General features: G+C 69.4%; 10 protein-coding genes and 1 pseudogene. 2 read left to right on the top strand and 9 right to left on the bottom strand.

Annotated elements, in window-relative coordinates:
• Positions 1 to 349 (bottom strand): DNA repair protein RecO (recO, locus tag A5704_RS03705; protein ID WP_046187415.1); only part of this gene is annotated, 349 nt, incomplete at its 3' end.
• Between the two features lie 62 nt (positions 350 to 411).
• Here recO and A5704_RS03700 point away from each other — a divergent pair.
• Positions 412 to 1,911: an amidase gene (locus A5704_RS03700; RefSeq protein ID WP_067887440.1), complete on the top strand. Its 1,500-nt coding sequence runs from the start codon at positions 412 to 414 to the stop codon at positions 1,909 to 1,911.
• 91 nt (positions 1,912 to 2,002) lie between these two features.
• Positions 2,003 to 3,460, top strand: a complete 1,458-nt coding sequence (locus A5704_RS03695; RefSeq protein WP_067887437.1) for an aminotransferase class I/II-fold pyridoxal phosphate-dependent enzyme — start codon at positions 2,003 to 2,005, stop codon at positions 3,458 to 3,460.
• A 153-nt stretch (positions 3,461 to 3,613) separates the two neighbouring features.
• On the opposite strand, the gene era is transcribed toward A5704_RS03695, so the two are convergent.
• The 8 genes and pseudogenes from era to A5704_RS03655 all read right to left on the bottom strand — a co-directional run.
• On the bottom strand, positions 3,614 to 4,513 hold the full coding sequence (era, locus tag A5704_RS03690; protein WP_067748552.1) for a GTPase Era: 900 nt from the start codon (positions 4,511 to 4,513) through the stop codon (positions 3,614 to 3,616).
• 64 nt (positions 4,514 to 4,577) lie between these two features.
• Complete coding sequence (locus A5704_RS03685) at positions 4,578 to 5,882, bottom strand: hemolysin family protein (protein ID WP_067785057.1); 1,305 nt, start codon at positions 5,880 to 5,882, stop codon at positions 4,578 to 4,580.
• A complete protein-coding gene (locus A5704_RS03680) occupies positions 5,879 to 7,168 on the bottom strand; it encodes a hypothetical protein (protein ID WP_067887435.1) in 1,290 nt (429 codons plus the stop codon). The genes A5704_RS03685 and A5704_RS03680 overlap by 4 nt, the downstream gene beginning before the upstream one ends.
• Positions 7,165 to 7,698: an rRNA maturation RNase YbeY gene (gene ybeY / locus A5704_RS03675; RefSeq protein WP_067748409.1), complete on the bottom strand. Its 534-nt coding sequence runs from the start codon at positions 7,696 to 7,698 to the stop codon at positions 7,165 to 7,167. Before ybeY ends, A5704_RS03680 begins: the two co-directional genes overlap by 4 nt.
• Before the next feature lie 30 nt (positions 7,699 to 7,728).
• Complete coding sequence (locus A5704_RS03670) at positions 7,729 to 8,787, bottom strand: PhoH family protein (protein WP_067785050.1); 1,059 nt, start codon at positions 8,785 to 8,787, stop codon at positions 7,729 to 7,731.
• Between the two features lie 178 nt (positions 8,788 to 8,965).
• On the bottom strand, positions 8,966 to 9,727 hold the full coding sequence (locus tag A5704_RS03665) for a 16S rRNA (uracil(1498)-N(3))-methyltransferase (RefSeq protein ID WP_067887432.1): 762 nt from the start codon (positions 9,725 to 9,727) through the stop codon (positions 8,966 to 8,968).
• Positions 9,728 to 9,819: 92 nt separating this feature from the next.
• The gene (gene dnaJ, locus A5704_RS03660) at positions 9,820 to 10,965 is read right to left on the bottom strand and encodes a molecular chaperone DnaJ (protein ID WP_067748403.1); all 1,146 of its coding nucleotides are present in this window, start codon (positions 10,963 to 10,965) and stop codon (positions 9,820 to 9,822) included.
• Positions 10,966 to 11,021: 56 nt separating this feature from the next.
• Positions 11,022 to 11,730 (bottom strand): annotated as a pseudogene (locus tag A5704_RS03655) (heat-inducible transcriptional repressor HrcA); the annotation flags it as partial.

Raw genomic sequence — 11,730 nt, 5'->3', positions numbered from 1 at the left:
GCCGGTGCAGGGCCGGGGCGGGAGCCCGCTCCTCACCGGCGAGGCGTTCGGCGGTTTCCAGCATCGCGCACCCGCAGGTGTAGCGGCCGTAATCGCTGACGATGTCGGTGGCGAACGCGTCGATCGAAACCACCTGGGTGACGATGTCGAGATTGCGGCCGGGATGCAGCTGCGCGTCGATGTGTGCGAATGGCTCCAGGCGTGCGCCGAATTTGCTGCGGGTGCGACGAACGCCCTTCGCCACCGCGCGAACCAAGCCGTGATCGCGGGTAAGCAGGGTGACGATCCGGTCGGCTTCGCCGAGCTTGTGCTGGCGCAAAACCACAGCCCGGTCTCGATACAGCCGCATCACAATAGTTTTGCACCCCGCCGCGACAATGCTGGTATCCGCGCCGGTTAGTCTCGTACCCCGTGATTGGCGCTTCCGAGTCAGGTCCCGGGTCCGTTTTCGGATCCGGTGGCCAGCGCCTGCCCACGCTGACTGACCTGCTTTATCAGCTGGCCAATCGGTCCGTGACATCGGTCACACTGGTGCGGCGGTCCCTGCACGCCATCCACGCGAGCCAGCCGACGCTGAACGCCTTCCGGGTGGTGCTCACCGAGTCGGCGCTGGCCGCGGCGGCGGCGGCCGACCGGCGACGGGCAGCCGGGGACACGGCGCCGCTGCTCGGCATCCCGATCGCGGTCAAAGACGACGTCGACGTTGCTGGAGTGCCGACCGCGTACGGCACGGAAGGCCATGTCCCGCCCGCCGCCCACGACGCCGAGGTGGTCCGCCGCCTCAAGGCCGCCGGCGCGGTGATCGTCGGCAAGACCAACACCTGCGAGCTCGGCCAGTGGCCCTTCACCAGCGGCCCCGGCTTCGGGCACACCCGCAACCCCTGGTCGCGACGGCACACCCCCGGCGGCTCGTCGGGGGGCAGCGCCGCCGCGGTGGCCGCGGGGCTGGTCACCGCGGCGCTCGGCTCCGACGGGGCCGGCAGCATCCGGATCCCCGCCGCCTGGACGCACCTGGTGGGCATCAAGCCGCAGCGCGGCCGCATCTCCACCTGGCCGCTGCCCGATGCGTTCAACGGCATCACGGTCAATGGGGTATTGGCCCGCACGGTGGCCGATGCGGCGCTCGTGCTCGACGCGGCGTCGGGCAACGTCGAGGGGGACCGGCACAAGCCGCCCCCGATCACCGCGTCCGACTATGTCGGCATCGCACCCGGACCGCTCAACATCGCGCTGTCGACCCGATTCCCGTACACGGGTTTCCGGCCCAAGCTGCACCCGGAAATCCTGGCCGCGACGCGTGCCGTGGCCAAGCAACTGGAGTTGCTCGGCCACACCGTCGTTCCCGGCAATCCCGACTACGGCCTGCGGCTGTCGTGGGACTTCCTCGCCCGGTCCACCGCCGGTCTGCGGGACTGGGAGGAGCGGCTGGGCGACGGGGTGGTGCTCGACCCTCGCACGGTGGCCAACCTGCGCATGGGCCATGTGCTGGGTCAGGCGATTCTGCGCACCGCACGCCGGCACGAAGCCGCCGCCCAGCGTCGGGTGGGTTCGATCTTCGACATCGTCGATGTCGTCCTGGCTCCGACAACCGCCCAACCGCCACCGCTGGCCCGCGCCTTCGACCGGCTGAGCAGCTTCGGCACCGACCGCGCGATGATCGCCGCGTGCCCGCTCACCTTTCCCTGGAACGTGCTGGGCTGGCCGTCGATCAACGTGCCGGCCGGGTTCACCTCCGAGGGGTTGCCCATCGGGGTGCAACTGATGGGGCCGGCCAACAGCGAGGGCATGCTGATCTCGCTGGCCGCCGAGCTCGAGGCCGTGTGCGGATGGTCGACCAAACAACCGACGGTGTGGTGGAACGCCGAAACGGGAGCGCCGCCGGTGGCCGGTACCCCGCCGCCGCGAAGGTGAAACCCCAAGCGGCACATGGCGGTGCAACGACCAAGGGGTAGCGGCCCCGAGGCGATCGCATAGCCGAGGGCAGGGCGGGTACACCTGCGCCATGGACCAATCTGATGCTCCACTGTTGGATGCGCTGGTCGATTACCGGCAGAAGAACAGGTACGGGTTCACACCGCCGGGCCACCGGCAGGGCCGCGGCACCGACGAAAGGGTTCTGGCGGTGCTGGGCCGCGAGCCGTTCGCCGACGACGTGCTGGCCAGCGGCGGCCTGGACGACCGCAGAACCAGCCACGAATACCTGAAACACGCCGAGGACCTGATGGCCGAGGCCGTGGGCGCCGACATCGCCTGGTTCTCCACCTGCGGCAGCTCCCTGTCGGTCAAGGCGGCGATGATGGCGGTGGCCGGCGGCGACGGCAGCCTGCTGGTGGGCCGGGACAGCCACAAGTCGATCGTCGCGGGGCTCATCTTCTCCGGAGTGCAACCGAGGTGGATCACCCCCCGCTGGGACGCCGAACATCATTTCTCGCATCCGCCATCACCGCAGCAGGTGGAAGAGACCTGGGAAAAACACCCCGACGCCGCCGGTGCGCTCATCGTCAGCCCCAGCCCGTACGGCACGTGCGCCGACATCGCCGGCATCGCCGAGGTCTGCCACGCGCGCGGTAAACCGTTGATCATCGACGAGGCCTGGGGAGCCCACCTACCGTTCCATGAGAACCTGCCGACCTGGGCGATGGACGCCGGCGCGGACGTGTGCGTGGTCAGCATCCACAAGATGGGCGCCGGCTTCGAGCAGGGTTCCGTATTTCACGTGCAGGGCGACCGGATCGATCAGGACCGCCTATCGGCGTGCGCGGACCTGTTGATGACCACCAGCCCCAACGTTCTCGTGTATGCCGCCATCGACGGGTGGCGGCGCCAGATGGTGCAACGCGGACACGAATTGCTCAGCGGCGCTTTGGATCTCGCGTGTCAGCTGCGTCAGGACATCGAAAACATCCGCGATGTGAAGGTGCTCGACGATGAATTGCTCGGCGTGCAGGCCTCCCACGACCTGGATCGGATGCAAGTGTTGATGGACGTGTCCGCCACGGGCACCTCCGGCTATCAGGCCCATGACTGGTTGCGCGAGCACGCGCACCTCGACACGGGCATGAGCGATCATCGGCGCATCCTGGCGACCGTGTCCATGGCCGACGACAAGGACACCGCGAGCCGCCTCACGGATGCGCTTGCGGCCTGGCGCACGGCCGCCGACGACTTCGACCCGCCGCCGCCCATCGATCTGCCGTCACCTGAGCAGTTGCAGCTGGAGACCGTTTGCCTGCCGCGCGACGCATTCTTCGGGCGGGTCGAGCAAGTTCCCGCGGACAGGGCCGCGGGCCGCGTTGCGGCCGAGCAGTGCACGCCGTATCCGCCGGGGATTCCCGCGGTGGTGCCCGGCGAGCGGCTCAACGACGCGGTGCTGGATTACCTGTGTTCCGGTGTGCGCGCCGGCATGAACGTTCCCGACGCGGCGGATCCGTCGCTGCAGACAATCCGCGTGCTCGCCTAGCGGCGATCGCAAGCGCGGCGGTGGCGATCGCAACCGCGGCGATCGCAAGCGCGGCGAAGCCGGGCGCCGCGGGTCGCCGCCATCAGCGGAAGCCGGGCGCCGCGGGTCGCCGCACTCAGCGGAAGCCGGACGCCGCGGTTCGCCGCGTCTGTTTCAGAAACCAAGCCGGCCAAGCTGTTTGGGATCGCTCTGCCAATTCTTGGCGACCTTCACGCGCAGGTCCAGGTAGATCTTGGTGCCGAGCAACTTCTCGATTTGGCCGCGCGCCGCCGTACCCACCTGGCGCAGCCGGGTCCCACCCTTGCCGATGATGATGCCCTTCTGGCTGTCGCGCTCGACGTAAAGCAACGCGTGCACGTCGATCAGGTCGTCGCGGTCCGCGCGGGGACTCACCTCGTCGATGACGACCGCCAGCGAATGCGGCAGCTCGTCGCGAACGCCCTCGAGGGCGGCCTCGCGGATGAGCTCGGCCATCAGGACTTCCTCGGGTTCGTCGGTCAGTTCCCCGTCGGGGTAGTACGCCGGGCCGGCCGGCAACGCCGCGGCCAGCACGTCGATCAGCACGTCCACCTGAGCACCGGTGGCGGCCGACACGGGGACGATCTCGGCCGAGTCGCCGACCAGTTCACTGACCGCGACCAGCTGCGCGGCCACCCGATCTTTGGGCACCTTGTCGATCTTGGTGACGATGGCGACCAAGGTCGTTTTCGGTGCGGTCGAACGGATTTGGTCGACGATCCACCTGTCCCCCGGACCGATCGCCTCGTCGGCCGGGATGCACAGGCCGATCACGTCGACTTCGGCGTAGGTGTCGCGCACCAGGTCGTTGAGCCGCTTGCCGAGCAGTGTCCGCGGCCGGTGCAGGCCCGGCGTGTCCACCAGGATGATCTGAAAGTTCTCCCGGTGCACGATGCCGCGAATGGTGTGGCGGGTGGTCTGCGGCCGCGTCGAGGTGATCGCCACCTTGGAGCCGACGAGCGCGTTCGTCAGCGTCGACTTGCCGGTGTTCGGCCTGCCGACCAAACACACGAAACCGGAATGGAATTCGGTCATCTCGCCGACCTTGCACCCGTGGCTGGCCGCGGGCCGCACGTTCGCGGTGGGCGGACGTTCGACGTCACGAGGGGCTCTCCCCGTCCGAGCCGTTGGACTCGGGCTCGACCGGGCTCAGCAGGACCGTGCCGATGCGAACGCGTCCCCGGTGGTCGGTGCCGCCTTCGGCCTGGAGCCGCAGGCCATGCGAGACCACCTCGGCCCCGGGCAACGGAACCCGGCCCAGCTCCAGGGCCAGCAGGCCGCCCACGGTGTCGACGTCGAGATCGTCGTCGAAGTCCACCCCGTAAAGCTCGCCGAGATCTTCGATCGGCAGCCGCGCCGAGACGCGAAACCGTTTGTCGCCCAGGTCTTCTACCGGCGCCGTCTCGGCCTGGTCGTATTCGTCGGCGATCTCGCCGACGATCTCCTCCAGCACGTCCTCGATGGTCACCAGGCCGGCTATCGCGCCGTACTCGTCGACCAACAGGGCCATGTGGTTGCGGTCGCGCTGCATCTCGCGCAGCAGCGTATCCAGCGGCTTGGAGTCCGGCACGAACACCGCCGGACGCATCACCTGTGCCACGGTGATGCCCCGGCCGCCGTCACCCGAGAGAAAGCTCTGCTGGACAAGGTCTTTCAGGTAGACGACCCCGACAATGTCGTCGACGTTCTCCCCGATCACCGGAAGACGCGAGTGCCCGCTGCGCACCGCCAGGTTCAACGCCTGACTGGCCAGCTTGTCGCTTTCGATCCAGATCATTTCGGTGCGCGGCACCATGACCTCGCGGGCCGGGGTGTCGCCGAGTTCGAAGACCGACTCGATCATCCGGCGCTCGTCGGCGGCGACCACGCCGCGCTGCTGGGCCAGGTCGACGACTTCGCGTAGCTCGATCTCGGACGCGAACGGCCCGTTGCGCAAGCCGCGGCCGGGCGTCAGCGCATTACCCAGGACGACCAGCAGCCGGCTGAGCGGCATCAACAACCACGAGATGAGCCGCAGCGGAACGGCTGTCGTCAACGAGATGGAGTACGCGTGCTGACGGCCGAGGGTGCGCGGGCCCACCCCGATGACCACGAAACTGATGACCACCATGGTGGCCGCCGCACCGAACAGCGCCCAGGTGAGACCGAAGTTGTCGTACAGAAACAGCACCAGCAGCACGGTGGCCGTGATCTCGCACGTGATCCGCAGCAGGACGACCAGGTTGATGTAACGCGGCCGCTCGGCCATCACCTCGGCCAGCGACACGGCGCCGGGCCGCTCCTCGCGCACGAGCTCCTGGACCCGGGCCAGCGACACCGTGCTGATGGCCGCGTCGATCGCGGCGAACAGCCCGCCGATAGCGATCAGCGCCATCGCGCCGAGCAGCCAGGACAGACCGGTCAATTGCCGGAAGACCTCGATGCGGTGACCGGCTCCACGTCGTCGTCGCTCCGCTTTCGGTTGAGGGCCCAGGCCCCAAGGCACACCACGACCCCCAATGCCCCATAGCCCAGCGCCGAGGGCCACCAGGGCTGGGCGGGTTGGGCCGGATCCTCGTGCGGGCGGACCGCGAGCACCACCAGGAAGCTGCCGTCGTCGGTGGGTCCGGCGTGCGGCAGCGACTGGGTCTTGGTGACGCTGATCTGGCTGCTGCTGCTGCTGGAGTCGTTGGTCTGGCCCCAGGCCAACGTGGAGTCGTCGAGCAGGAAGAGGTCTTGGCTACCCCCGGGTTGGCTCTCGTCCCGGCCCACCACCGACACCTGGCCGACCTCCAGCGTCTGGTTGGCGGCGGGCACGGAGACCAAGACGTTCTGGTAGAGCTTCGGCGGCTCGGGTGGCTTGTAGTCCGGCGGCGGCGGGCCGTTGAAACCGTCCGGCGGTACCGAGCCCCCGCCGTAGAAGCTGCCCGAGACCACCCAGCCGTCACCGACCGCCGTGAAGGGGACGACGCCGACGGTGGCGGCGTCGAGCACGATCCGGGCGCCGGGCGGCACGTACGCCTCCCGGTCGGCGCCGCCGTAGGAGTAGCGGAACGTCATCGCCTGGTTCAGCGGGTTGTACAGGGCCGGGCGGCGGAAGGCGTCGTCGTAGTCGACGTAGTCCCAGTGCCGGGGCCGGACCAGCCGCTGGTTGTCGACCTTCAGGACGTCGACGTTCTCCCGGTGGGTGCTGACGACGTTCTGCACCCGCTGGTTGAAGTCGACCTGCTTCGGCGGTTTCGGCGGGTCGGCGGGATTGACGCGCGTCGGCGGTGCGGCCTTGGCCGCCGCGACCGCCTGGGCGGGAACATCGAGCCCCCGGGGCGGAGCCACCACCGAGACGTTCCTCGACGCGTCGGGGCCCGGCGGATTGATCGTCGGAAGGGCGTTCGCGGGCGGCAGGTTCGGCGGAGGGATGAGCGGTGGAGCCTGCACCGGAACGGTGCTCGGCGGCACGTACGCGGGCACCTCCGGAATCTGCACCGGGCTCGGCGGCGGCTGAACCCGGCGGGGCGGCGCGTCCTGGGAGCACACGTTGGAGGTGTGATACTGCGCAACCAGGTACTGGCACCAGTTGCAGCTGGTCGGGTTGGACCCGCCGCCGGCGCACGGGGCCGCCTCGGCGACGCCGATCGTGGTGGCCACCACCGAGATCGGTGCCAGGGCGACGGCGGCCGCGGCCGCGATCCCGAGTGCTTTTAGTCGGCTCAATTGTCGAAATACCTTGACTTGTCCAGCAATTGACGGTCCCGCTCCTGCTGGCGATCTTGTTGGTAGGCCTGGACCTGCTCGGCGACCCACTCTTCGAGCAATCGGTCCTGCAGGGCGAACATCTCTTTTTCCTCGTCCGGTTCGCCGTGGTCGTAGCCCAGCAGGTGCAGCACGCCGTGGATGGTCAACAGCGCCAGCTCATGGCCCAGGGTGTGGCCCGCCGCGTCGGCCTGCCCGGCCGCGAATTCGGGGCACAGCACGATGTCACCCAGCATCGACGGCCCCGGCTCCGGGGCATCCGGCCGGCCCCCCGGCTCCAACTCGTCCATCGGGAAGCTCATCACGTCCGTCGGCCCGGGCAGGTCCATCCAGCGCATGTGCAGGTCGGCCATCGCCGCGGTGTCCAGCAGCACCATCGACAGCTCTGCGGCGGGGTTGACGTCCATCTTGGCGATGACAAACCGCGCGACGCTGATCAATTCGGTTTCGGAAACGTCGACGCCCGACTCGTTGGAGACCTCGATGCTCATAGGACGCCCATCAACCAGTCACAGCCTTCATCACCGGCGCCCGCGGGAGCCTGAGGCCCGCCGGGCCGCCCGGTTGGTCGCCAACCCGGGCTCTTCGAATTTCGCGTAGGCGTCCACGATTTCGGAGACCAGCCGGTGGCGCACCACGTCGGCACTGGTCAGTTCCGCGATGTGAATGTCCTCCACGCTGTCGAGGATCTCGATCGCCGAGCGCAGGCCCGACCTGGCGCCACCGGGCAGGTCCACCTGGGTGATGTCGCCCGTGATCACCATCTTCGAGCCGAAGCCGAGCCGGGTGAGGAACATCTTCATCTGCTCGGCGGTGGTGTTCTGCGCCTCGTCGAGGACGATGAACGCCGAATTCAGGGTGCGACCGCGCATGTAGGCCAGCGGCGCCACCTCGATGACCCCGGCCGACATCAACTTCGGGATCAGCTCGGGATCCATCATGTCGTAGAGCGCGTCATACAGCGGCCGCAGGTAAGGGTCGATCTTCTCGCTCAGTGTGCCCGGCAGAAAGCCAAGGCGCTCACCGGCTTCCACCGCCGGCCGGGTGAGGATGATGCGGTTCACCTGTTTGGTTTGCAGCGCGCTGACCGCCTTGGCCATCGCCAGATACGTCTTGCCGGTGCCGGCCGGGCCGACCCCGAAGACGATGGTGTTGGCGTCGATCGCGTCGACGTAGCGCTTCTGGTTGAGCGTCTTGGGCCGGATCGTCTTGCCGCGCCGCGACAGGATGTCCAGGGTGAGCACTTCGGCCGGCGATTCGTTGTCGGTGCCGGTCAGCATGGCGACGCTGTGGCGGACCACCTCCGGCGTCAGCGGCTGTCCGTTGGCGACGATCGCGACCAGCTCGGAGATCGCCCGCTCGGCGAGCGCGACGTCGGCCGGCTCGCCCGAGACGGTCATAGCGTTGCCGCGCACATGCAGATCGGCGTTCAGGCTGCGCTCCAGCGCGCGGAGGTTTTCGTCCGCCGAGCCCAACAAGCCGACGACGACATCGGGCGGAACATCGATGCTGCTGCGTACTTGGGCGTTGGCCTGGAGGCCTCCGGCTGCCTCAACAGCGCTGGTCTCGCGGGGCGTCACGTGGCTCTCGATGCCTGCTTTCTCGGTTTGTCGGTGGTTTGCTCGGCTGCCTAAGTCTACGCCGGGGCCACTCGTTGGTCAGCCTTCAGCCGCCATTCGCCGGCCGGGCGTCGGCCACCGCCCCGGCCCGCCACCCCCGGTCATATCCAGCGGACCCCATGGTGGCGGGCGCGCAAAACTACAGGTTCGACGCGGTATCCCACCGCGGGGTGAGCACGCCGAGCGCGCCGAGCGCCACCGCCGCGGTTGTCGAGGTCCGCAGCACCTGGGGGCCCAGCCGCACCGCCAGCGCGCCCGCCTCGGTCAACGCGGCGATCTCGTCTTGCGCGATGCCGCCCTCGGGACCCACCACAAGGAGCAGCGAAGCCGCACCCGCGATATCGGCGTGGGCGAGCGGGTCGGCGGCCGACTCGTGCAACGCCAGGACCACCCCTGCCGCGCGCAGCTCGTCGCGAACCCGCTCGACCAGCGCCGCGGTGGACAGGACGCCGTCGACGGGCGGGATGTGCGCCCGACGCGACTGCCGGGCCGCCGAACGGGCGACGGCGCGCCAACGGCGCAGGCCCTTGTCCACGCGGGCACCCTGCCAACTGGCCACACACCGGGCCGCCTGCCAGGCCAGGAATGCGTCGGCGCCGGCTTCGGTGGCCAGTTCGATGGCCAGCTCCGAGCGCTCCGACTTCGGCAACGCCTGGACCACGGTGACGGGCGGCTGCCCGGCCGCGACACTCCAGCGCTTCAGCACCCGGGCGCGCAAGCCGTCGCGACCGGCGTGCTCGACCTCGCAGTGCGCCAGCCCGCCGGCGCCGTCGCCGAGGACCAGTTGCTCGCCGGGGCGGATGCGCCGCACGGTGGCGGCGTGAAATCCCTCGTCACCGTCGACCACGGCCAACGAACCGACGTCGGGCAGTGCGTCGACGTAGAAGAGGGTCGCGACCATCGCGTTGCTCCTAACGTCGACGAGTGTGGGGGTTACGCACGAAGACCACCCCGAATTCGTCCATAGACACCACGCTCGGCGAAGGGAGGCGGCTAGCGCCCGGTGAAGGTCTCGCGCAGCCGGCTGAACAGGCCGCCGCCGGCGTGCGTCGAGCGGACCTCGGGCACGTCGCGGCTGCGCCGGGCCTTCAGCTCACGCAACAGTTCGGTGTCGTGGTGGTCCAGCCGGGTGGGCACCACCACCTCGACGTGGACGTGCAGGTCGCCACGGGTGCCCGACCGCAGGTGCGGCATCCCGCGCCCCCGCAGTGTGATGACCGAATTCGGTTGCGTGCCAGGCGGAACGGTGACCTCGCTGATGCCGTCCAGGATGGCGTCGATCGTGACCGTGGCGCCCAGCGCGGCGTCGATCATGGGCACCGACACCGTGCAGTGCAGGTCGTCGCCCTCGCGGACGAAGACGTCGTGGGCCTGCTCGTGCACCTCGACGTACAGGTCGCCGGCCGGCCCTCCCCCGGGTCCGACCTCGCCCTGGGCGGCGAGCCGAACCCGCATCCCGTCGCCGACCCCGGCGGGGATCTTCACGCTGATCTCCCGGCGGGCGCGGACCCGGCCGTCACCCATGCACTGGTGGCAGGGATCGGGGATGACGACGCCGACGCCGCGGCAGGTGGGGCACGGCCGGGAGGTCATCACCTGGCCGAGCAGCGACCGCTGCACCGTCTGGACCTCGCCGCGGCCGCCGCAGGTGTCGCACGGGACCGGCACGGAATCGCCGTTGGTGCCCTTGCCCTGGCAGCGGTCGCACAGCACCGCGGTGTCGACGGTGACCTGTTTGGTCACCCCGGTGGCGCACTCTTCGAGGTCGAGCCGCATCCGCAGCAGCGAGTCCGAGCCCGGCCGCACCCGGCCGATCGGACCGCGCGAGGTCGCGCCGCCGCTGAAGCCGCCGCCGAAGAAGGCCTCGAACACGTCGCCGAGGCCGCCGAACCCGCCGCCGAACCCGCCGCCCGCGGCAGCGTTTTCCATCGGGTCGCCGCCGAGGTCGACGATGCGGCGCTTCTCGGGGTCGCTGAGCACCTCGTAGGCGACGCTGATGTCCTTGAACTTCGCCTGCGCGGCCTCATCCGGGTTGACGTCGGGATGCAGTTCGCGCGCCAGCTTGCGGTATGCGCGCTTGATCTCCGCGTCGCTGGCGTTCCTGCTCACCCCGAGCAGCCCGTAATAGTCGCGTGCCACGCCTGACTCTCCTAAACCTGGTCCTTATCGCGCCTGCGCGTGCCGCGGGTGCGCGTTCATCGAGCACCCAGGACTTCGCCGATATAGAGGGCAACCGCGGCGACGCTGGCGATAGTTCCCGGATAGTCCATCCGGGTGGGCCCCAGCACACCCATTCCGCCGAACACGGTGTCGGAGGTGCCGTAGGCGGTGGTCACCATCGAAGTGCCCGCCATCTGCTCGGCGGCCGTCTCATGGCCGATACGCACCGTCACCTTACCGGCTTCCTGCTGGGCCGCCAGCAACCGCAGCACCACCACCTGCTCCTCGAGGGCCTCGAGGATCGAGCGCAGCGAGCCGCCGAAATCGGCGGCGTTGCGCGTCAGGTTGGCGGTCCCGCCCATCAGCAAGCGTTCTTCGGTGTGTTCCACCAACGACTCCAGCAACACGGTCGCCGAGCGGCCGACGGCGTCGCCCAGGCCGTCCGGGGCACGGAGCTGACCGGCCAGGTCGGCCACCGCGATCGAGGCGGCCGATAGCTTCTTGCCGATCAACGCCTGGCCGAGCATCTCGCGGAGCTGGGACAGCTGGTGGTCGTCGATGACGTCGCCGAGTTCGACGATGCGCTGGTCCACCCGACCGGTGTCGGTGATGACCACCATCAGCAGGCGGGCCGGCGTCAGCGCGATCACTTCGAGGTGGCGCACGGTGGACGACGTGCTGCGCCGGGCGGTGCGACTGCTGGCCCAACTGACCCGCCAGGTCGCCGTGGTGCAGTACCCGACG

Source organism: Mycobacterium sp. E735, from assembly GCF_001666955.1.
GTDB lineage: Bacteria > Actinomycetota > Actinomycetes > Mycobacteriales > Mycobacteriaceae > Mycobacterium.
Note: the sequence above shows the minus strand (reverse complement) of the source record. Positions and strands in the feature narration are given on the sequence as shown.